At 68.0% G+C, this 20,101-nt stretch carries 25 protein-coding genes; 11 read left to right on the top strand and 14 right to left on the bottom strand.

Translation table 11 applies throughout. The features are described from left to right. Positions 1-167: 167 nt before the first annotated feature. Together AC07NN_RS13485 and AC07NN_RS13480 are read right to left on the bottom strand one after the other, a co-directional pair. Positions 168-782, bottom strand: coding sequence for a histidine phosphatase family protein (locus AC07NN_RS13485; RefSeq protein ID WP_494641496.1), 615 nt, complete (start codon positions 780-782; stop codon positions 168-170). A 42-nt stretch (positions 783-824) separates the two neighbouring features. After that, a complete protein-coding gene (locus tag AC07NN_RS13480) occupies positions 825-1,745 on the bottom strand; it encodes a histone deacetylase family protein (RefSeq protein WP_494641494.1) in 921 nt (306 codons plus the stop codon). 16 nt (positions 1,746-1,761) lie between these two features. Here AC07NN_RS13480 and AC07NN_RS13475 point away from each other — a divergent pair, with 16 nt between their 5' ends. Both AC07NN_RS13475 and AC07NN_RS13470 read left to right on the top strand, forming a co-directional pair. Further along, positions 1,762-2,298 carry a GNAT family N-acetyltransferase gene (locus tag AC07NN_RS13475; RefSeq protein WP_494641492.1) on the top strand — a complete coding sequence of 179 codons (537 nt, stop codon included), beginning with the start codon at positions 1,762-1,764 and terminating at the stop codon, positions 2,296-2,298. A 199-nt stretch (positions 2,299-2,497) separates the two neighbouring features. Continuing rightward, the gene (locus AC07NN_RS13470) at positions 2,498-3,676 is read left to right on the top strand and encodes a vWA domain-containing protein (RefSeq protein ID WP_494641490.1); all 1,179 of its coding nucleotides are present in this window, start codon (positions 2,498-2,500) and stop codon (positions 3,674-3,676) included. A 4-nt stretch (positions 3,677-3,680) separates the two neighbouring features. On the opposite strand, the gene AC07NN_RS13465 is transcribed toward AC07NN_RS13470, so the two are convergent. Continuing rightward, positions 3,681-5,072 carry a calcium-binding protein gene (locus AC07NN_RS13465; protein WP_494641488.1) on the bottom strand — a complete coding sequence of 464 codons (1,392 nt, stop codon included), beginning with the start codon at positions 5,070-5,072 and terminating at the stop codon, positions 3,681-3,683. Between the two features lie 11 nt (positions 5,073-5,083). Next, positions 5,084-5,434 (bottom strand): helix-turn-helix domain-containing protein, encoded by a 351-nt coding sequence (locus AC07NN_RS13460; protein ID WP_494641486.1) that lies wholly within the window; start codon positions 5,432-5,434, stop codon positions 5,084-5,086. A 156-nt stretch (positions 5,435-5,590) separates the two neighbouring features. On the opposite strand from AC07NN_RS13460, the gene AC07NN_RS13455 reads away from it, so the two are divergent. The 4 genes from AC07NN_RS13455 to AC07NN_RS13440 all read left to right on the top strand — a co-directional run bounded on the left by AC07NN_RS13455 (position 5,591) and on the right by AC07NN_RS13440 (position 8,335). Further along, on the top strand, positions 5,591-6,562 hold the full coding sequence (locus AC07NN_RS13455) for a glycosyltransferase family 2 protein (protein ID WP_494641484.1): 972 nt from the start codon (positions 5,591-5,593) through the stop codon (positions 6,560-6,562). A gap of 138 nt (positions 6,563-6,700) precedes the next feature. After that, positions 6,701-7,195, top strand: a complete 495-nt coding sequence (locus AC07NN_RS13450; RefSeq protein ID WP_494641482.1) for a hypothetical protein — start codon at positions 6,701-6,703, stop codon at positions 7,193-7,195. A 59-nt stretch (positions 7,196-7,254) separates the two neighbouring features. Continuing rightward, the gene (locus AC07NN_RS13445; protein WP_494641481.1) at positions 7,255-7,755 is read left to right on the top strand and encodes a hypothetical protein; all 501 of its coding nucleotides are present in this window, start codon (positions 7,255-7,257) and stop codon (positions 7,753-7,755) included. A gap of 61 nt (positions 7,756-7,816) precedes the next feature. Continuing rightward, a complete protein-coding gene (locus AC07NN_RS13440; RefSeq protein WP_494641479.1) occupies positions 7,817-8,335 on the top strand; it encodes a hypothetical protein in 519 nt (172 codons plus the stop codon). Here the strand turns inward: AC07NN_RS13440 and AC07NN_RS13435 are convergent. Then, complete coding sequence (locus AC07NN_RS13435; protein WP_494641477.1) at positions 8,332-8,859, bottom strand: surface-adhesin E family protein; 528 nt, start codon at positions 8,857-8,859, stop codon at positions 8,332-8,334. The genes AC07NN_RS13440 and AC07NN_RS13435 overlap by 4 nt on opposite strands. A gap of 131 nt (positions 8,860-8,990) precedes the next feature. Between AC07NN_RS13435 and AC07NN_RS13430 the strand changes: the two genes are divergently transcribed. The 4 genes from AC07NN_RS13430 (at position 8,991) to AC07NN_RS13415 (ending at position 11,759) form a co-directional block, all read left to right on the top strand. After that, positions 8,991-9,659 (top strand): TetR/AcrR family transcriptional regulator, encoded by a 669-nt coding sequence (locus AC07NN_RS13430; RefSeq protein WP_494641475.1) that lies wholly within the window; start codon positions 8,991-8,993, stop codon positions 9,657-9,659. A gap of 45 nt (positions 9,660-9,704) precedes the next feature. Then, a complete protein-coding gene (locus AC07NN_RS13425; protein WP_494641473.1) occupies positions 9,705-10,580 on the top strand; it encodes a transglutaminase family protein in 876 nt (291 codons plus the stop codon). Positions 10,581-10,611: 31 nt separating this feature from the next. Further along, the gene (locus AC07NN_RS13420; protein ID WP_494641471.1) at positions 10,612-10,758 is read left to right on the top strand and encodes a hypothetical protein; all 147 of its coding nucleotides are present in this window, start codon (positions 10,612-10,614) and stop codon (positions 10,756-10,758) included. A 128-nt stretch (positions 10,759-10,886) separates the two neighbouring features. Beyond that, positions 10,887-11,759: a hypothetical protein gene (locus AC07NN_RS13415; RefSeq protein ID WP_494641469.1), complete on the top strand. Its 873-nt coding sequence runs from the start codon at positions 10,887-10,889 to the stop codon at positions 11,757-11,759. Between the two features lie 95 nt (positions 11,760-11,854). On the opposite strand, the gene AC07NN_RS13410 is transcribed toward AC07NN_RS13415, so the two are convergent. The 7 genes from AC07NN_RS13410 to AC07NN_RS13380 all read right to left on the bottom strand — a co-directional run bounded on the left by AC07NN_RS13410 (position 11,855) and on the right by AC07NN_RS13380 (position 17,398). After that, positions 11,855-13,003 (bottom strand): hypothetical protein, encoded by a 1,149-nt coding sequence (locus AC07NN_RS13410; protein WP_494641468.1) that lies wholly within the window; start codon positions 13,001-13,003, stop codon positions 11,855-11,857. Between the two features lie 51 nt (positions 13,004-13,054). Further along, on the bottom strand, positions 13,055-13,234 hold the full coding sequence (locus AC07NN_RS13405; RefSeq protein WP_494641466.1) for a UvrB/UvrC motif-containing protein: 180 nt from the start codon (positions 13,232-13,234) through the stop codon (positions 13,055-13,057). 49 nt (positions 13,235-13,283) lie between these two features. Beyond that, positions 13,284-14,345 carry a Leu/Phe/Val dehydrogenase gene (locus tag AC07NN_RS13400; protein WP_494641464.1) on the bottom strand — a complete coding sequence of 354 codons (1,062 nt, stop codon included), beginning with the start codon at positions 14,343-14,345 and terminating at the stop codon, positions 13,284-13,286. A gap of 92 nt (positions 14,346-14,437) precedes the next feature. Further along, the gene (locus tag AC07NN_RS13395; RefSeq protein WP_494641462.1) at positions 14,438-15,466 is read right to left on the bottom strand and encodes an alpha/beta hydrolase; all 1,029 of its coding nucleotides are present in this window, start codon (positions 15,464-15,466) and stop codon (positions 14,438-14,440) included. Next, positions 15,463-16,047, bottom strand: a complete 585-nt coding sequence (locus AC07NN_RS13390) for a uracil-DNA glycosylase family protein (RefSeq protein ID WP_494641461.1) — start codon at positions 16,045-16,047, stop codon at positions 15,463-15,465. Before AC07NN_RS13390 ends, AC07NN_RS13395 begins: the two co-directional genes overlap by 4 nt. 54 nt (positions 16,048-16,101) lie before the next feature. Beyond that, complete coding sequence (locus tag AC07NN_RS13385) at positions 16,102-17,028, bottom strand: S1/P1 nuclease (RefSeq protein WP_494641459.1); 927 nt, start codon at positions 17,026-17,028, stop codon at positions 16,102-16,104. 64 nt (positions 17,029-17,092) lie between these two features. Beyond that, positions 17,093-17,398 carry a DUF3253 domain-containing protein gene (locus AC07NN_RS13380; RefSeq protein ID WP_494641457.1) on the bottom strand — a complete coding sequence of 102 codons (306 nt, stop codon included), beginning with the start codon at positions 17,396-17,398 and terminating at the stop codon, positions 17,093-17,095. A 107-nt stretch (positions 17,399-17,505) separates the two neighbouring features. Between AC07NN_RS13380 and AC07NN_RS13375 the strand changes: the two genes are divergently transcribed. Continuing rightward, entirely contained in the window at positions 17,506-17,958 is a 453-nt protein-coding gene (locus AC07NN_RS13375; protein ID WP_494641455.1) for a PaaI family thioesterase, read from the top strand. 111 nt (positions 17,959-18,069) lie between these two features. Here the strand turns inward: AC07NN_RS13375 and AC07NN_RS13370 are convergent, their stop codons facing one another. Both AC07NN_RS13370 and AC07NN_RS13365 read right to left on the bottom strand, forming a co-directional pair. Continuing rightward, positions 18,070-18,693, bottom strand: a complete 624-nt coding sequence (locus tag AC07NN_RS13370) for a glutathione S-transferase family protein (protein WP_494641453.1) — start codon at positions 18,691-18,693, stop codon at positions 18,070-18,072. A 62-nt stretch (positions 18,694-18,755) separates the two neighbouring features. After that, positions 18,756-20,036 (bottom strand): NupC/NupG family nucleoside CNT transporter, encoded by a 1,281-nt coding sequence (locus AC07NN_RS13365; protein WP_494641451.1) that lies wholly within the window; start codon positions 20,034-20,036, stop codon positions 18,756-18,758. Between the last annotated feature and the right edge of the window lie 65 nt (positions 20,037-20,101).

The raw sequence follows: 20,101 nt of genomic DNA, 5'->3' as shown, positions 1-20,101 counted from the left end.
AAGCGGCGCGGACAACGGCGTAGAGCCAAGGCGCGGTCAAGGAAAGAGGGATTTCGAGCCTGTCCGTTTCGGATGATTCATCCGAAACGGATAAACAGGCTCGATTTCTTGCATGGGAGCGTGATGGCCGCCGAAACCGCCCACACTTTCGGCTATCACGCTCCTGTTCAAGCGCGGCGGAAGCGCTTGATGCTCCAATAGGCGTGACCTTCATCCACCAGTTTGGTCAGCCCACGCTGCTTCAGCGCGTCGGCGATCATCCAGTTGAAGAAGCCGTGGGCCAACACCAGGACGTTCTGCCCCTGGTCGGAAAGCTCGACCAGCAGGTCGGCGGCATGGCCGGCGCGGGCCTCGGCCTGCTTCCGCGTTTCCTGGCCGCCGTGGTTGTTGAAGAACCACCACCAGAAGCGGGCGAAGAAGCCCAGGCGACTGGGCGACATCCGCAGCCAGCGCGGCCAGGGCGGCGGCGGCAGCGGCGCCTCGATAAAGGTCTCGTCGGTAGCGAAGGCCCGCTCGCCGACCACCGCCTGGGCGGTCTCGATGGCGCGACGACGGGTGGAGACGATCAGCACGTCCGCCTCGCGGGCGATCTCGACCAGCTGCGCCGGCGGGGTCTGGCCTTCCTTCAGGCCACCTACTTCGTAGCGCGCCCACCATTCGCCGTACTCAGGCGCGTTGAGGCGCACCTTGCGCGACAGGGCGGGTTCGCCGTGGCGGGCCAGGGTGATGGTCCCCGATTTCTCGGGCGGGGACGCTTGGTCGGCGATGGTGACGTCGGCCATGTTGAAGAGAAGTCGGTCGGCAGCTCTACCGTTCCGTCCCTCTCATCCCTCCTGAAGAGCGCGCACATGCGCGGCGGCGGAACGCCCCAGCGCCTGCAGGTCGTAACCGCCCTCGAGCGAGGACACAACCCGGCCCTTGGCCCGGGCGTTGGCGACCGAGACGATCGCCCGGGTCGCCCAGGCGAAATCGTCCTCGTCCAGGCTCTGGGCCGACAGCGGATCGCGGACATGGGCGTCGAAGCCGGCCGAGACGATCAGCAGTTCCGGCGCGAAGGCGTCGACCTTGTCCATCAGGCCTTCGAACTTGGCCCGCCAGGTTTCGCGGGCGGCATGCGGCGCGACGGTGGCGTTGACGATGTTGCCCAGGCCCGTTTCGGACGGATCGCCCGTGCCGGGATAGAGCGGCGACTGGTGGATCGAGGCGAAGAACACCGTCGGGTCGTGCTCGAACACCGCCTGGGTGCCGTTGCCGTGGTGGACGTCGAAGTCGACGATCGCCACCCGCTTGAGTCCCGCAGCCTGGGCCGCGCGGGCCGCGACCGCGACGTTGGAGAAGACGCAGAAGCCCATGGCCACGCCGGGCTCAGCGTGGTGCCCAGGCGGCCGCACGGCGCAGAACGCCCGCTCCGCCTCCCCCGCCGCGATGGCCCGGACGGCAGCCGCATTGGCCCCGGCGGCGCGACGCGCGGCGGCCAGGCTGCCGGTCGACATGACGGTGTCAGGGTCCAGCGCCAGACGGCCGGACCGGGGCGCGGCCTCGAACACGGCGTCGACGAAGGCCTTGGGATGCACCCGCAGCAGGTCCTCGACATCGACCAGCGGCGCGTCCAGCGCTTCCAGCTCCAGATTGGGGTCGTCGCTCAGCGCATCGACCACCGCGCGCAGCCGCTCGGGGCTCTCCACGTGCCCGTCGCCGGGCCGGTGGTCGAGCATGTCCAAATGGGTATAAAGCGCCAAGGGCATGGGAGAACCTTAGACTGTGAACGCCGCTCCGACCATCCGCGCACCTTCCATTCGTAGGGCGACCGTCGAAGACGCCGACACCGTGTCCAGCCTGGGCGCGCGGACCTTCACGGAAACCTTTGCCTACCTCTATCCGCCCGAGGACCTGGAGACTTTCCTGGCCTACGCCTATGGCCTGGAGCGGACGCGCAATGATCTCGCGCATCCCGACAAGGCGACCTGGATCCTGGAGGACGAGGACGGCGAAGCCATCGGCTACGCCCTGGCCGGCCCGTGCGACCTGCCCCATGACGAGGTCTCCGCCGGAGATGGCGAGCTGAAGCGCATCTATGTGCTCAAGAGCCATCAGGGCGGTGGCCGGGGTTCGGCGCTGCTGAAGACCGCGCTGGACTGGCTGGAGCGGGACGGTTCGCGCCGCCTGTGGATCGGGGTGTGGTCCGAGAATTTCGGAGCTCAGAAGCTCTACGGCCGCATGGGGTTCGAGAAGGTCGGGGAGTATTTCTTCAAGGTCGGCGAGACCAACGACCTGGAGTTCATCCTGCGGCGGGGGTGACGGCGGCTTAGCGCCCCCACCGTCTCGTCGCCTATCGGCGCCGATCCACCTCCCCCGTTTCACGGGTGAGGAGAAGCAGCTTCCTCCCGCCCCGCTTGCGGGGGAGGTGGCGCGATGCGGATAGCATCGTGACGGAGGGGGCGTTGCGCGGTTCGACATTAGGCCCCACAATCCGAACATCTGTTCGAAAGCCGCGCCGATGTTCCTCCGCTTCTTCTCCGAGCTTCGCCAGGCCAAGGTGCCGGTGACGCTGCGCGAATACCTTCTCCTGATGGAGGCCCTCGACAAGGACGTCATCGATCGCACGGTCGAGGACTTCTACTTCCTGTCGCGCGCCAGCCTGGTGAAGGACGAGAAGAACCTCGACAAGTTCGACCGCGTCTTCGGCCACGTCTTCAAGGGCCTGGAGACCGTCAACGAAGGCCTCGCCGCCGATATCCCCGAGGAGTGGCTGAAGGCGCTGACCGAGCGCTTCCTTACCGACGAGGAAAAGGCCCAGATCGAGGCCCTGGGCGGCTTCGAGAAGCTGATGGAGACCCTGCAGGAGCGCCTGCGCGAGCAGAAGAAGCGCCACGAGGGCGGCAACAAGATGATCGGCTCGGGCGGCACCTCGCCGTTCGGCAACAACGGCTACAATCCCGAAGGCGTGCGCATCGGCCAGGACAAGAGCCGCCACGGCCGCGCGGTGAAGGTCTGGGACAAGCGCGAGTACAAGAACCTCGATGACTCGGTCGAGCTTGGCACCCGCAACATCAAGGTCGCCCTACGGCGCCTCCGCAAGTTCGCCCGCACGGGCGCGGCCGACGAGCTCGACCTGAACGGCACCATCAAGGGCACGGCCGAGAAGGGCTATCTGGACATCCAGCTGCGGCCTGAGCGTCGCAACGCCATCAAGGTGCTGATCTTCTTCGACATCGGCGGCTCGATGGACGGCCACATCAAGCTCTGCGAGGAGCTGTTCAGCGCCGCCAAGACCGAGTTCAAGCACCTGGAATTCTACTACTTCCACAACTGCCTCTACGAGGCCGTCTGGAAGGACAACAAGCGCCGCCACGCCGAGAAGATCCCGACCTTCGACGTGCTCCACAAGTTCCCCGCCGACTACAAGGTGATCTTCGTCGGCGACGCGACCATGAGCCCGTACGAGATCACCTATCCGGGCGGCAGCGTCGAGCACTGGAACGAGGAGCCCGGCGCGATCTGGATGCAGCGCGTCGTCGACATCTACCAGAGCTGCATCTGGCTGAACCCCACGCCCGAGCGGCATTGGGACTACACCCAGTCGATCGGCGTGATGAAGCAGATCGTGTCCGACCGCATGTATCCGCTGACCATCGAGGGTCTGGACAAGGCGATGCGGGAACTGGTCCGAGGTTGACGACCTAGCGCGGCGCGCCGGGGTCGCTGGCGTGGCCGCTGTCGGAGGCCGGCTGACCGATCAGCGGCACGGACGGATCCGGCTCGCCCATCGGGTCATGGGCGATCAGCGTGCCGACCTTGAAGCTCGCCGCGCCCGCGCCGCCCAGCAGGATGAACACGTCCTCGCGCCCATCGCCGTCCAAGTCGAAGCCGACGCGGGCGCCGGCCACGGCCTTGGCCACGTCCGTCACCAGGGCGGCGGTGTTCTCGCCCAGCGCTTCGCCCTGAGCGACCAGGACGTCGCTGACGGCCGCTGTGCTGACCACGGTGACCTGCCCCTTGCCCACGACGGACAGCTGGTCGCCCTTGGCGGTCGAGAAGTCGAGCACCACGCCCAGCAGGGCCTCGCCCTTCTCGGTCGGCGGCTCGGCGGAGATCAGGAAGGTATCGGCCCCGGCGCCGCCGGTGGCGACCGTCCGGGCGCTCATGACGATATGGTCCGCGCCCGCGCCGCCGTCGATGCGATCGATCTGGCCGGCGGCCGCGCCGGCGCCGTCGATATAGTCGTCGCCGTCGCCGCCCCGGATCACGTCGCCATACGGCGTGCCGAACAGCGTATCGGCGCCGGACGTGCCGGCCATGACGTACTTCGCTCCCGCGAAGCCCTGGCCGCTCAGGTCGTTGGCCGAAGGCGGAGCGTCCTCGGCGTCCGGAGCCGCTGAACCGCGGTGCTCCGACGGGACCGGCGCGTCCACATGCGCGACCTTGAAGCCGTCCAGGCCGGGCAGGCCGTCCGACGGCCCCTCGACCACGATGGCCTTGCCGCCTTCCGGCTTGATCACGCCTTCCGGCGCGGCGGCGCCCGCAACGGCCGGCGCGGCATGGCCCTGGCTACGCGCGGCTTCGAAATTGAGCGCCGCGACCAGCTTGGCCGCGATGGCCTCGAGCCCCGCATCGTCGGCGCGCGGCAGGGTTTCGAAGTTCAGGCGGCCGCCCTCGCCCAGCTCCACGCCGCGCAGTTCCAGGTACAGGCCGAAGGCGATGACCAACGACAGGAACGACTGGGCCTCGCGGCTGGACGGATTGAAGGCCACCACGACCCCGCCCTGCTCCTGGGCGCCGGACGACATCACATGGCGCAGCGCCCCCCACAGGCTGCCGACCTGGTGGAACACGTCGATGGCGGCGTCATGCACGACGAACTGGCCGTCGATGCGGGCGATATGGACGATCACGTCCTGATTGAGGTCGGTGACCACGTACCAGGGATCGCCGGAATCGGTCTGGCCGAAGATCCCGTCGACGGGACCATAGCTGCTGGACAGCTGCTGGGTGAGCAGCACCAGCAGGCCCCGCTCATTGGCGGACCAGTCGCCGCCAAGCGGCCTGGGGCTGAATGTTACAACCTCACCCATCGTCTCTCTCGTCAGGCCTGGGCCGCCCGATCGGTCTCGATCAGGTCGGAGTCGTCCTCGGCCGCGCCGTCGAACAACAGCCTAAATAGTTCCGGTTCGTAGTAGCGCAGCAGGGTCCGGGCGAATTGCGTCGGATCCAGCCCCAGGCTTTCGGCCCAGACGGCCTGGGCCTCGATCGGCACGCGGCCGAGACCGTTCTCCACCTGGGAAACGAAGGTGTAGTAGCGCAGGCCCGTCTTCTCGGCCAGTTCGGCCTGGGTGAGGCCCGCGGCCTCGCGGGCGGTCTTCAACCACCGCCCCGCCTCGCGACGGAGGGACTTGGTCAGGGCCGCCTTGGCGGGATTCATCGCCGTTCGTGACATTGCTAAGCCGCTTCCACGCCCGTACGTGGGCGCTCCCCTAGTTGTTACACATTGCATAAAAACGCAACAATCTGTTGCGGGTCGTTCGAATGGTCTTGCGGATCATCATTTCCGCACATACAGTTTTAAAGCAACTATTTTGAACGAAGCAAACGCATGTTCGTCTCGATCGACCCCGCCCATTCCCGCGCCGCAGCCCTGGCCGTCACGCCGCAGCTGTCGCTGGTGATGGTCGTCTACATGACGGGCCCGGCCCTGATGGAGAGCGTGCGCCACGTCCTGGCCGAGCCTCGGGTCGAGGAGTTCATCATCGTCGACAACGGCTCGTCCCTGGCTGACGCCGCCTGGCTGCGCGAGCTGGCCCGCCGCGAGCCGCGCGTGCGGCTGCTGCAGGGCCTGGGCAATATCGGCTTCGCCCGCGCCGCCAACCTGGGCGCGGCCACGGCCAAGGGCGAGGAACTGGTCTTCCTCAATCCCGACGCCTTCCTGACGCCCGGCGCGATCGCGGCCCTGTCCGACGCCGCCCGCGACCGTCCCTCGCCCTGCGTGATCGGGGCGCGGGTGCTCAACACCGACGGCACAGAACAGCGGGGCGCGCGACGCGGCGAAGTTACGCCCGTCACGACCCTGCTTACCCTCTCGAAGCTTAGCGCCACCCTGCCCCCGCTGCGCCGCTTCGAGATCCACCGGGAGAGCGAAGCCCCCCCTTCGCACCCGGTGGACACCCCTACGATCTCGGGCGCCTGCTTCTATATGACGGCGGCCGACTTCCACGTTCTCGGCGGGTTCGACGAGGGCTACTTCCTGCACGTCGAGGATATCGACCTCTGCTGGCGAGCCCGCCGCGCGGGCGGGTGCGTGCTGTTCCAGCCGAACGCGCGCATCGTTCATGTCGGCTCGACCAGCCGAGAAAGCGCGCTGGTCATCGAGTGGCACAAGGGCAAGGGCCTGGTGCGTTACTTCCTGAAGCGCGCGGAGAGTAAGCCGCGCAAAGCCCTGGCGCTGCTGCTCGCGCCGCTGATCCTGGGCGCGGCCATCGCCCGTCCGCTGCTGCGCCAGGCGCGCCGCAAGCGGACGGAGACGCCCGCCCGGCGCCTGGAGCACGCAGGGTTAAGTGTACGCGGTTAACCCGCTCGGCGTGCTCCAACTCTAGGAAGACGGAGCCTTTCCGAACCGGAAAGGCTCTGGCCCCTGTCGTCAGCTGACGGCTTTTCGACGAACTACGTTACCGCTATCAATGGACGCGAAGCAGCCAGAAGCGTGTCCATGCTCCGTCAAAGCGTCCTTATCCTCGGTGTGATCGCAACGCTTGCCGCCCAGCCCGCCCTGGCCGCGACCAAGGACAGCTGGGGCAAGTCCGGCACCTCGTACCTGCAGTACCGCACGGACGCGGTGGAGTGCGCCTATGAGGCCCAGACCAAGGCGCCGGTGGCGATCCCCGTGGTCGACCTGGCCTACATGACCGACGCGCCGCAGCCGGACGCCCAGCCGCAGCAGGACCCGCTGCAGCCGAACATGGACGTGAACGTCCTAGTCGACTACGCGGCCCAGTCGCAGATGCACATGAACAAGACCTGGCGCGAGGTCGCCCGCCAGCTGGCGCCGGCCCTGGAGACCTGCCTGCGCACGCGCGGCTATCGCCCGTTCCGGTTGAACAAGGACCAGGCCGATCAGCTCAAGCGCCTGCCGACCGGCTCGCGCGCTCGGCAGGTCTACCTGTGGAACCTGTCGCTGAACGGCGCCTCCGCAACGCGCCGATAGGCCGATTGACGGACATCGCCGACGAGCGCTCAATTCCTCCGTAGGGAGGTCGATCCGTCATGCGTCCAAGCCACGTTTCCCCAAGCCTCGTCTTTCTAGGCCTGGCTTTCGCGCTGCTGGCCGCGCCCCTGCCCGCCTCCGCCCAACGCCAGCGCGCCAACGAAAGCTGGGGCAAGCCGGGCATCTCGTTCCTCCAGTACCGCACCGACGCGGTCGAGTGCGCCTACGCCATCGGCCAGGAGGCGCCGGTGGAATATGCGCTGGTCGACCTGGTCTTTCCCAGCAACATGCCGGGAGGGGTCGCCGGGGGCGACGACATCTCGCTGCGCTACACGATCGAGGCCGCCGATCCCGGTCCCGGCCGCATGAGCCGTCCCTGGCGCGAGATCTCCCGACAGTTGCACCCGGCCCTCGCCAAGTGCCTCTCCGACCGGGGCTACCGCCGCTTCCGGATGACCAAGGACGAGACCCGCGAGCTCAAGGCCTTCGCCCCGGGCTCCAAGGCGCGACAGATCTACCTGTGGAACCTGGCGGTCAGCCGGACCACGCCCCGTCGCTAGCCTGCGCTTGACGAACCGCCGGACCCGGCGCTCAATCGAATCATCCGGAGGTTGATCCGCCATGCGCCAACGCCTCGTGCTTGCCGGCCTCGCATACGTCGCGCTGACCACGCCCGCCTTCGCCGACGCCCCGCGCCAGAAGGCCGACGAGAGTTGGGGCAAGCCGGGCGTGTCGTATCTGCAGTACCGCACCGACGCCGTGGAATGCGCCTACAATGTCGGACAGGAAGCGCCCGTGGCCCTGCCGCTCGTGGATCTGGCGTTTCCCATAGACCTGCCTAATCCAGGCGCGGCGGGCATGGACGACAGCGCCTACGTCTTGAGCGTGATGAACGCCTTCGACGCGGAGAAAGCCCGGATGTCGCCCGAGTTTCGCAAGGTGACAGCCCAGATCTTCCCCGCCCTGGCGCGATGCCTGATGGAGCGCGGCTACCAGCGCTTCCGCCTGACCAAGGACCAGGCCGAACACCTCAAAGCCTTGCCTGCCGGGAGCAAGGCGCGCCACGCCTACCTCTGGAACCTCGCGGTTGATCCCGAGATCCAGAAACAACAGGCGATATCCGTCAGGGCCTCGCGCTAACCCGCCAGGACCTCGGGGTGCATGCAGGCGGCCTCGACCACCGTCTCGTCGAAGGCGCCGGCTTCGGGCTTCACCCAGCCGTTCTCGTCGAACTTGAAGGCCACCGCCTCGCCCGCGAGATTGTTCTCGGGATAGCGATAGACCGCCAGGCTGCGGAAGGTCTTGGCCTTGCAGTCGACGTCCTGCGCCAGGCGCTCGGAGCGGAAGGTCAGGCCGGCCTCGCTCTGCGGCAGGCGGAACTCGTGGCGGACCCAGACGCGCTGGAACGGCTCGCCGGTCGGCGTCTTGCCGGTCTTGGCGAACATCATGACCGTCTTGTCCTCGCCCACACCCAGGAACGGCCAGCCGATCCCCTCGATCTTGCGCGACCACGGCGGCATGGGGGCCAGTTTCTTGCCGGTGGCGGTGACCGTGACGGAATCGACCTTGGCCGCATCGTCCTTCGCGCCCGCCTGTGGGGCGGCCGGCGCCGGCGAGGCGGCTTGCCCGCTCAGCAGCAAAAGGGCCGTCAGCATGCCGATCATAAGTCACTCCCCACGCGTTTCGCGGGAAAAGCCTAAACGCGAACACGGTTACGCGCTACTGGGACGATCTTGACGCTTGCGCCAAATTCGAACGCCCGTAAGACTTCCCTACGGGTAAAGGGGAATATGTAGTGAGTCCGACCACCGACGCCGCCGTCCCGCCTGAGGTCGACGCGGGCGAGACCGAAGCCGCCACCAAGAACCTGGTCTTCGTCGCCGCCGAGCGCCTGTTCGCCCTGCACGGTTTCCAGAACGTCTCGGTGCGCGACATCACCGCCGCCGCCGGCGTCAACCTGGCCTCGGTGAACTATCACTTCGGCTCCAAGGACGCGTTGCTGTTCGAGATCTTCAAGCGGCGCACGGCCGAGCTCAATCGCGAGCGGGCCAAGATGCTGCACGAGGCCAACGACCGGAACGGCGGCAGCCCGCCGCTGCGCGAGATCCTGGCCGCCCTGCTGACCCCGCCCCTGCGCTGGCTGGCGCCCGACCACGAGCGCCGCATCTCGCTGCAGTTCCTGATCCGCGCCCGCAGCGAGGGCACCGACGAGATCCGCACCGTGCTGAAGACCGACGTCTCGCACCTGCGCCGCTTCTCCGACGCCCTGCTGCGCGCCCGTCCGGACCTGTCGCCGGAAGAGGTCTACTGGCGGCTGCACTTCACGCTCGGCATGCTGCACAACAACCGCTTCGCCGAGTTCGACCGCCTGAACGTGCTGTCCGAAGGCCAGACTAGCGAAGCCGACGTCGTGGCCCTGCTGGACCGCATGCTGGGCTTCGCCGAGGCGGGTTTCCGGGGCTAGCTCGACCTTGGAACCTAGGCCGTTCCGGCGCATTGTCGCTGTGGCATGGGACGGCTGCGCATTCTTCACGAGACGCGGTACTACTATGAACGGCCGGTGCGGTTTGGTCCGCAACGGCTGATGCTGCGCCCGCGCGACAGCCACGCCCTGCGCATCGTCCAGGCCTCGCTGCGCCTGTTCCCGCCCGGCGGCACCCGCTGGAGCTACGACGCCAACGGCAACTGCGTCTGCTTCTTCGATCCCGACGGCCAGTCCGACGCCATGCGGGTCGCCAGCGAGCTGATCATCGACCGCTACCCGGCCCCCCTTGTGCCCCAGCGGATCGAGAACCCCGACACCCTGACGCCCATCGTCTATTCCCGCGAAGACCGGATGACGCTGGAACCGTTCATCGCCCCGGTCACCGACGACCCCGACGCTGTGCTGCTGCGCTGGCTGCGCGGCCTACACGGCCACCGGGACGAGCCGGCCCTGGCCTTCCTGCTGCGGGTCAACGAGCTGATCCATAGCCAGTTCAGCTACTGCACGCGCTACGAGGAAGGCGTCCAGACACCGGTCGAGACCCTGCAAAAGCGCAGCGGGGCCTGCCGCGACCTGGCCTGGCTGATGGTCGAGGGCCTGCGCCGCCTCGGCTACGCGGCCCTGTTCGCCACCGGCTACATCCACTCGCCGGGGACGGAGATCCGCGGCGCGGGGGCGACCCACGCCTGGTGCGAGGTCTTCCTGCCCGACCTGGGCTGGCTGGAATTCGACCCGACCAACGGTCTCGCCGAGTCCCCGGATTTGATCCGCGTGGCAGCCACCCGAACGCCGTCTCAAGCGTTACCTGTGTCGGGCGCGATCATCGGCAACCCCGGCTCATCGCGTCTTCACGTCTCCGTGGATGTGCGTTTGGTCGACGAAATCGACCGCTCGGTGTGATAATTTCAGTGGCGTACGGGAGGAAAAGCCCATGACCAGCGGCTTTCAAAATCAGAACCCGATGCAGAACCTCTGCTTCCCCAAGTCCGAGCCCAAGGCCCAGCACGGCCAGAAGCCTGACGAGGCCTGCGTGAAGCTGAAGGAAAAACGCACCTTCGAACCTAAACCCGGGCACTGATCGGGAAGCCGCCCCTCGCGGGTACGTCCCTACGCGAGACGACTGTACAGCCGACGGCCACGGCTTTAACTTGTCGTTAGGGGAAAGGGGAACGTACGAGCATGCGACGCGTCGCGCTCGGATGTCTGTTGGTTACGGCCGGGCTCGCGGTGGTAGGGACCGCGACGGCCCTGTCGACTCACGTCCCCGAGCAATTCAACCAGACCCTGACCCTGGCCGGCGGTCCCGCCGCCGCCAGCGCGCCGGTTCAGCCGGCCGCGCCGACCGTTGCCGTCCCCGCCTATATCGACGATCCCGACGCGCCGATCGCCACCGCCCGCTATGGCGGCGAGCGCTCCCGCGCTGCCCCGACGGCCGAGACCTACGCCGCGCCGGCCGGCGCCACCGTGGCCCTGGCCGGCGCGGCGGCGCTGTCGGCCGCCGCCAGCGCCGTGACCGATCCCAGCGAAGTCCGCCAGGTGGCAACAGCGGTGACGCCGCCGCAGCCGCCGCCCGCCCAGACCGAAGCGCCCCGCCCCGCCGCGCGCCTCCTGGCCGAAGCGACGGTCCAGCGCCGCCCAATCCTGGCCCTGAACCAGGCTCCCACGGTGCGCCCGCTGGGCAAGGTCGTGCGGATGGAGATCAACGACCAGCCCCTGCCCTTCACCCCGATGGGCCTGCAGTCGACCTCGGTGAAGCGCCTGACGCTGAACGCCTCGAACCTGATGTCCAAGGCCCGCGCCTCGACGGAAGACATGCGTCGCGGCCGCTGGCTGCTGTACATCGCCGGCTCGGGCAAGGCGTACGGCCTGAACCTGATCCGCGACACCTTCGGCGGCTGGCGCAACGCCGGCGTCAGCGAAGAACGCCTGGCCCGCTTCGGCAGCCGGCAGATCGGCCTGGGCTGGCGCAAGGACAACCGCCAGGTCTCGCTGACGGCGACGCGCCGCAAGCTCAACTCGATCGACTATTCCGACAAGGACACGGTCGTCGGCGTCACGGTGTCGGTGCGGGCGAAGTAGCGCCGAGGATCCGAACCTCGTCCTTCGACACGCTCAGGATGAGGTTCTACTGAGCCGTCTCTGATCCTCACCCTGAGCTTGTCGAAGGGCGAGGATCACGCACCAACCTTCTTCAACGGCCACAGCCCATCGACCGGCCGCCCCGTCACCTCGGCCGCCTTGGCGTGCAGGCTGGCCGGCGAGAGCTTGCCGCTCTTGGCCGCCGCCGTCGTCCAGGCCTCGAGATTGCCGCCCGTCCGGTCATAGCCATCCGCCTTCAGCAGGCCGTAAAGCCCCGCCGCCAGCACGTGCATGCCGTCATCGGCCTGCTCCCAGCGCTTGTGCGGCTCGACGGCGAAGCCCAGGCGTTCGCTGACGACCTGCTCCAGCGCCTCGACCATGTCCTCGTTCAGCAGCCCCTCCAGGGTGTTGTAGCCGAAGGCCGGATTGTGCTCGGCGACGATGCGCTTCAGCAGCGCGTCCTTCTCCAGCACCGCCAGCGCGGCCCTGGCGGCCGGGCCGTCCATCGGGAACGGCGGGTGCAGCACCTCGTGGGCGGCGTTGCGCAGCACGATCTCGTCCGGCCAGGTGATGCCGGTGATGAAGCGCTGGCCCTGGATGCGGATGCCGTGCGGCTTGTTGAACCATAGCAGGACGATCTCCAGCGAAGCGTCCAGCGGCCGCCCCAGCAACCGCTCCTGCTCGGCGATGACGTCGTAGCCGGCCAGCTTCTGCCGCAGGGCCGGCAGGCGCGTCTCGGCGGTCGGGGCCAGCATCCGCTTGCGCAGATCGACGAACCCGGCCTGCCTCAGGCCATCCAGCACCAGCCGCAGGCGCGGACGCCGGGCGATGAACTGGTCCCAGCTCTCCTGGTCCCAATAGGCGCTGGCCTTGTAGGTCGGCAGGATCGCCGTCTCGGCCGCGTCCAGGGCGGCGATCACCGCGTCCAGCGTGTCGATCGGCGCGCCGGACATCAGGGTGCAGAGACCCGGGCCCAGCAGCTGGTTCAGCTTGTCCGCCTCGGCCTGCAAGCTGGCCATGGCCTCCATCGCCGGCTTGGGCATGCGCGGCAGGATGTCGGCCAGCTCGTCCTTGTAGTAGCGGGCGTAGAAGTCCTTGCCCGACAACGGCCCCAGGAAGCAGAGGGCGTCGAAGCCTTCGGACAGGCTGACCTTCCACTGCGTGCGGATCGGCGCGGCGAAGGCGGGCGCGGTGGAAGCGGTCGCGAGCGCGGCGGCGGATAGGAAGAGCTGGCGTCGGTTCATGCCGCCAGCTTGCGGGCGCAGCCGTCGGATCGTCTTGAAAGGATGTGGCGCCTAGCGCCCGTCGCCGACCTGCCGCTGGTAATAGGCGGCCCGCGGCGCGTCCTCGACGCCTCGCACCTTGGCGCTGTGCCGGATGGACTCGATCTCGCCCCGCAGCCTGGCGGCGGTGTCGAAATCCTGGGCGGCCACAGCCGCTTCCAGCTGCTCTTCCAGGTCGTCGAGATGGGACATGCGCGCCTCCACGGGATGGGCTCCCATGGAGAACGCGCGAAGTCAGGCTTTAGCCCCGGGCGGCCGCGATGCGGGCGCGAGCGATCTCGTCGGCGACCAGGTTGGCCGGACGCTTCTCGCTGATCGACTGGTCGATGACCTCGCCCAGGGTCTGGGCCAGGCGATCCAGCTTGGTCGCGACCCAGTCGCCGTCGAAGGCGCCGCCCGCTTCCAGGGCGCGGATCTCGGCGGCCACATTGATGATGCCGCCGCCGTTGATGACGTAGTCGGGGGCGTAGAGGATGCCGCGGTCGAACACGGTCTGGCCGATCATGGCGTCGGCCAGCTGGTTGTTGGCCCCGCCGGCGATCACCTTGACCTTCAGGCGCGGCAGGGTCGCGTTCGAGATCGCGCCACCGAGCGCACAAGGCGCGAAGACATCGGCCTCGACGTCGAAGATGGCATCGGTCGGGACGATCTTGGCGCCGGTCTTGGCGGCCACCTCGGCCAGGGCGACCTGGTTGACGTCGGCGATGATCAGCTCGGCGCCGGCGGCGTGCAGCTTCTCGGCCAGATAGGCGCCGACGTGGCCGACGCCCTGGATGGCGACGCGAACGCCCTTCAGGTCGCGCTTCAGCGCGCGCTCGACGCAGAGGCGCACGCCCCGGAACACGCCCTCGGCGGTCACCGGCGACGGGTCGCCCGAGGCGGCCGCGTGGCCCTCCAGGCCGGCGACGAAGCGGGTGGTCTTGCGGGTGCTTTCCAGGTCCGAAGGCGAGACGCCCACATCCTCGGCGGTCCAGTACTTGCCGCCCAGGCTGTCGACGGCGCGACCGAAGGCCTCGAACAGTTCCGGTGTCTTCTGGCTGCGGCTGTCGCCGATGATCACGGCCTTGCCGCCGCCGAAGTCCAGGTCGGCCATGGCGTTCTTGTAAGACATGCCGCGCGATAGGCGCAGGGCGTCGGTCAGGGCCGCGTCGCTGCTGGAATAGTCCCACATGCGGCAACCGCCGGCCGCCGGGCCGCGCGCGGTCGAGTGGATCGCGATAATCGACTTCAGACCAGTTTTTTCATCGAAGAAAGCGTGAACGCCTTCGTGTCCCTCGAAATCGGGGGAATCGAACAAGGTCATGCTGCCGGTCTCGCCTCAGCCAGAATGAAGTTGGCGTGCGGTGTACGCCCCCTTCTCCTGGGTCACAAGCCCTAGTGCTGACGCTGCGACAACTAGCGTTTCTTGGGTTTTGGCGGGTCCAACGCTGTCATCGCCGCCACGCTGGACGGAATGGCCGGAACGCCCGACGGCGGCCAAGGTCCGGGTGCGTCGCGCAGGAACGCCTCGGCGTCGGTCCACACCGTCTGGGCCTGCTTGTCGATCAGCAGCAGGTGGTAGCCCTGGGCGTAATAGGCCGTCTTGGCGCCCGGCTTGAGGCGCGCCGTCGCCTCGACCGTCGGCTCGCGCGGGATGATGTGGTCGTTGGCGCCGTAGAACCACGCGGTGGGGACCCGGATCGCGCCCGGCGACCTCCAGCCTCGCTCCATGAGCCCGACCAGGCCGTAGATGGTGTCGGAGCGCGCCCCCCAGATCATCAGCGGGTCGCGACCCATGCGGCGCAGCTCGTCCATGTTGTCGGACGGCATGACGTTGCGGACCAGCCACTCCGGCGGCTTGACCACCCAGCTGCCGGTCGTGTGGGCGGTGATCCACAGGCTGAGGCGGTTGGGCAGGGGCTGGTTCGACCATCCCCAGACGGCCGGGGCGAACAGCATCAGCTTGTCGACGCGCGGCGGATTGGGCGCGGCCATGGCGCTGATCGCCAGGCCGCCGCCCATGCTGATCCCGGCCAGGGCGACCTTGGCGTTCGGATGCCGCTCGCGGACGGCTTCGACTAGGTCGCGGACGTCCTCGATGACCAAATCGGTCGGCGCCCAGACCCCGCGCTCGGGCGAGCGGCCAAAGCCCCGTACGTCCAGGGCGTAGGTCGCGATCCCCCGGCCCGCCCACCATTCGGCCGCCAGGCGATAGGCGTTCGAATAGTCGTTCATGCCGTGCAGCCCGACCACGACCCACTCGGGTTCAGCGGCCGGCAGCCAGCGCATCAAACCCAGCTTCGCCCCGTCGAAGCTGACGAAGGCGTCGTCCGTCAGGCGCGGCCCGCGAAAGCCCAGGGCCGCCAGTTCCGGCCTCTGCCGCAACGGCGCGCAGGCCGACAGCGCGGCGGCGGAGGCGGTCAGGATCAGGGCGCGGCGGTTCATCGCCCCAGAATGTCCGCGACGCGCCCGCGAAGGAAGGGCACGACGTCCGCCTCGAACCACGGATTGCGTTTCAGCCAGCCGGTGTTGCGCCACGACGGGTGCGGCATGGGCAGGACTTTGGGTCCGAACTCGCGCCAGCGGGCGATGGTGTCGGTCATGGTCTTGCTGGTCCGGCCCGGCAGCGCCCAGTCCTGGGCATAGCTGCCGACCAGCAAAGTGAGTTTCACATTGGGCAGTTCGGCCAGCAGCCGAGGCCGCCACATCGCCGCGCAGCGCGGCGGCGGCGGGTAGTCGCCGCCCTTCGGGTTCGTGCCCGGAAAGCAGAAGGCCATGGCGGCGACGCCGATCTCGGGCCGGCCGTAGAAGGTCTCGCGATCGATCCCCATCCACTGGCGCAGGCGATTGCCGGACGGGTCGTTGAACGGCAGGCCGGTCTCATGAACCAGCCGGCCCGGCGCCTGGCCGGCGATCAGGATGCGGGTCTCCTCGCGCACCCGCGTCACGGGCCGGGGAACGTGCGGCAGATAGGGCGCGCAGGCTCGGCAGGCGGCGATGTCGGCCAGGATCGCGTCGAGAGACATGGTCCGCCACTTAAGCCCGGGCCACGCGAAAGCAAGCGTAGCCCTAGATGTCCGTCAGCCCTTCACCAGCGCCAGGACATCGGCGAGGCGATAGCCCGCCTGCGCCACCCGCCGGTCGGCGATCTTGTTCATCTGGGCGACGTAGCCCGGCGGCAGCACCGGCGCCTTGGCCTTGTCCGGCGAATTGGCCAGCTTGCCGTCGCGATAGGCGACGGTCTTGGCCAGGTCCCAGCTCTCGCGCTCCCAGGCGCTCAGCGCGGCCGAGGGGTTGGAGCGCACATCGCTGGGCGCCGGACGCGGATGGGCGGCCTCGACGGCGGCCGCGACCGCCTCGGCGCCCGCCGCGCGGTCGGCGATCGGGCGGTTCGGTGCGGCGTCCCACAGGTCGTGCATGTCGGTCGGCGGCCCGCCCGCCTGGCGGCGGACAAAGGCCAGGGAGCCGGCCCGGTCGCTCTTGGGATAGGCCCACGACAGCCAGTGTCCTGCATGCAGCGGCTGATGCTGGTCGCCGACGATATGCATCAGCCAGCACAGGGCGATGGCTCGCTGGGCTTTCGGCGCCTTGGGATCGCGGGCGATGGCCAGTTGCTCGCGGAAGGCCGTCTCGGCCTTGCCGACCGTGAACGGCAGCACGAACCGCGTGGGCGAGACCAGCTTCAGGGCGTAGTGCCAGTCGGGCCGGTCGTGCGAGCTGCCGCGCGTATCATCAGGCCACACGGCCATCAGGGCGAACAGCCGCCGCTCGCGCGCCTTGCCGGTCAGCCCCGCCAGGCGCTTGTCGAACAGGGCGTGGTCGGGATGCTCGCGCATGATCGCCACGATGGCGGCGACGGCCTTGGGGTCACGGGCGACGAGCGTGTCATAGGCGATGTCGCCGGTGGCCATGTGGCCCTGGTCGTTCCAGGCCAGAGCCGGCGCGGGCGCCAGGGCGCTAAAGGCCGTGGCGGCCGACACGGCAATCGCGATCGCGGCTTTGCGCATGGTGTTCCCTACCCCTTTGTTCTTGGACAGGAGAACACAGGCCCAACCGCCTCGCGGTCAAGCTCTACGCGTCGTCGTCGCCGCCGTCTTCGTCCTGGACCACGTCCTCGAACGAGGTCGGGTCGCCTTCCATGCGCAGGCGCAGGCGATAGACGCCGCGGAATTTCTCCGGATTGACCGGCTTGTTGTGGCGCAGGACGACGATCTTGCCCTCGCGCGCCAGCTCGATGGCGTTGGTGCGCACGTGGCCCAGGATCTGCTGCCAGCGTTCGGGCTGGATCGCCTTGGCGACGTTCATCGGGTCGATCGACTTGCCCGCCGGCAGCGCGGCCAACTGGGACAGGATGGTGTCTTGGATCGGGGTGGTCATCGCGCTCCCTTGCCACGGATTGTCAGCAGAGGCGAGACCGACGGCTTGCGCCTTGTGGTCGCCCCTTCTAACTGAACACCGATAAGAACAAGCGGAGGGGATCGAGGATGGACGGCGGCAACGACATCTGGAGCGGCCCGCGACTGGTGGAAGCCGGCGAATGGGCCGGCTGGCGCACCTGGCAAGGCATGGACCCGTTCGAGGACCAGTCCGGCCCCTTCTATTTCAAGGAGGACGACGAGGGCCGCGTCACCGCCGCCTTCCGCGCCGAGAAGAAGCACATGAACGGCGGCGGCTTCATGCACGGCGGCTGCATGATGACCTTCGCCGACTATTCCCTGTTCGCCATCGGCTGGAAGGCGCTGGCCGACAGCCGCGCCGTGACCGTCAGCCTGAACGGCGAGTTCATCGGCCCCGCCCAGCCCGGCGACCTCGTCACCTCGACCGGCGAGGTGATCAAGGCCGGCGGTTCGCTGTTGTTCGTGCGCGGCCTGATCTCGACCGGCAGCGGGCCGATGCTGAACTTCTCGGGCGTGATCAAGAAGATCCGCAGCCGTTGAGGGATCGAAAACCTCGTCCTTCGACAAGCTCAGGATGAGGTTTTCTACTGCATCAGCGTCAAAAGTAGTCCTCACCCTGAGCTCGTCGAAGGGCGAGGACGGGTCCGCTGACTAAGCCGTCATCCCCGCCTGTGCCGCCGGCCTAGCCAACATCCCATCGAACCAGCGGTTCACGTGAACCAGCTCCGGATCAGGCCGCCACTTGATCATGCGGCCGAAGTCGAGGCTGGCCGCCGTCACCACGTCGGCGATGGTCACGCGATCGGCGGCGATGAACGGGCTCTCCGCCAGACGACGGTCCAGGATCTTCAAGCTGCGCTTGGCTCCCTCCAGATTGTAGGCGGCGACCTCGGGAACCTGGGCCTCCAGCGCCGCCATGCCCGGATGGCTGTGGCGCACGCCCTGCATGATCGGCGTGGCGACCATCAGCTCGGCCCGGCGCAGCCACATCTCGATGATCGCCGTCTCCCTGGGGTCGCGGCCGAACATGTTCGGCTCGGGATAGACGCTCTCCAGGTAGCGGCAGATGGCGACCGACTCGGTGATCACCGTCCCGTCGTCCAGCTCCAGCGCCGGCATGTGCGCGAGCCCGGCCTTGCCGCGATACTCCGGCGACCTGTGCTCGCCGCCCATGATCGACAGCGTGACGATCTCGACGTCGTCGATCCCCTTCTCCGCCATGAACCAGCGGACGCGCCTTGGATTGGGGGCGCGCAGGCAGTCGTAGAGTTTCAAAAGAAATCCTCCCGGCTTTTGACCGGGAGGATGCTTGTTTTCCGTTGCGGAATGAAAGGGCCTTACAGCCCAAATAGCGCCCGGGGCATCAGGCCGACCAGCGAGCCAGTCAAGCAGGTGGCGAGGAAGCCGGCCATCATGGCCTTCCAGACCAGGCTCAGCACTTCCTGACGACGCTGGGGCACCAGCACCGAGAAGCCGGCCACGTTCATGCCGACCGAGCCGATATTGGCGAAGCCGCACAGGGCGTAGGTCAGGATCATGCGGCTGCGCTCGTCCAGCGTGCCCACTGCGATCTTCGACATCTGGATGAAGGCGGTGAACTCGGTGAGGATCAGCTTCACGCCTAGCAGGCCGCCGGCCGTGCCGGCTTCCTTCCAGGGGACGCCCATCGACCAGGCCAGCGGCGCGAAGACCACGCCCAGACCGCGCGCGATGCTCAGCGGCTGACCGCCGACCATCGGCATGGCGCCCAGGACCTTGTCGACCATGGTGGCCAGGGCCACGAAGACGATCAGGGTTGCGCCGACGTTCAGCGCGATCTGCAGGCCGTCGGTCGTGCCCTTCATGACGGCGTCGATCGAACTGCCATAGGTCTTGTCCTCGCCGGCCAGATCGAGGTCCCCGCCCTTCTCCATCGGGTCGGACGGCACGATGATGCGGGCCAGCAGCACCCCGGCCGGGGCCGAGATGATCGAGGCGGTCAGCACGTGGGCGGCCGCGTTCGGCAACACGCCAGCCAGGATGGTGGCGTAGGCGACCATGGTCGAGCCCGAGACGCAGGCCATGCCGACCGTGATCAGCATGAAGAGTTCCGAACGCGACAGCTTGTCGAGATAGGCGCGGATGAAGATCGGGCCTTCGATCTGGCCCATGAAGATGGTGGCGGCGGTGGCCAGAGCCGGCGGACCACGCAGGCCCAGCGTCTTCTGGAACACGAAGCCGAAGCCCTGAGCGGCCCACTTGAGGATCTTCCAGTGCCAGAGCAGCGCCGACAGGGCGCAGACCACCAGGATCACGGGCATGACGCGGAACGCGAAGATGAAACCCGCGCCCGGATTGCTCACCGGATAGGGCTGGTCGCCACCGGCCAGGAAGCCGAACACGAAGGCGGTGCCGGCTTGAGTCGAGCTGGCCAGGCCTTCGACCGCGCCGTTGACGCCTTGCAGCAGTTGCCGCGCCTGCGGCAGGCCGAACAGCACCAGCACCAGCAGCACCTGGACGACGATAGCGGCGATCGCCAGAACCCACGGGAATCGCTTGCGATTCTCGGAAACGAGCCAGCAAAGGCCCAAAGTGACTACCAGGCCAGCGAGGGCCTGAAAGTTCTCGGGACGGAACATCAAGACGAAACCTTACGATGAGGCGCCGCCCCCGCGACGCCGACCAAGGGCGAAGAATGACACCA

The organism is Caulobacter sp. GW821-FHT09H08 (assembly GCF_059415885.1).
Note: the sequence above shows the minus strand (reverse complement) of the source record. Positions and strands in the feature narration are given on the sequence as shown.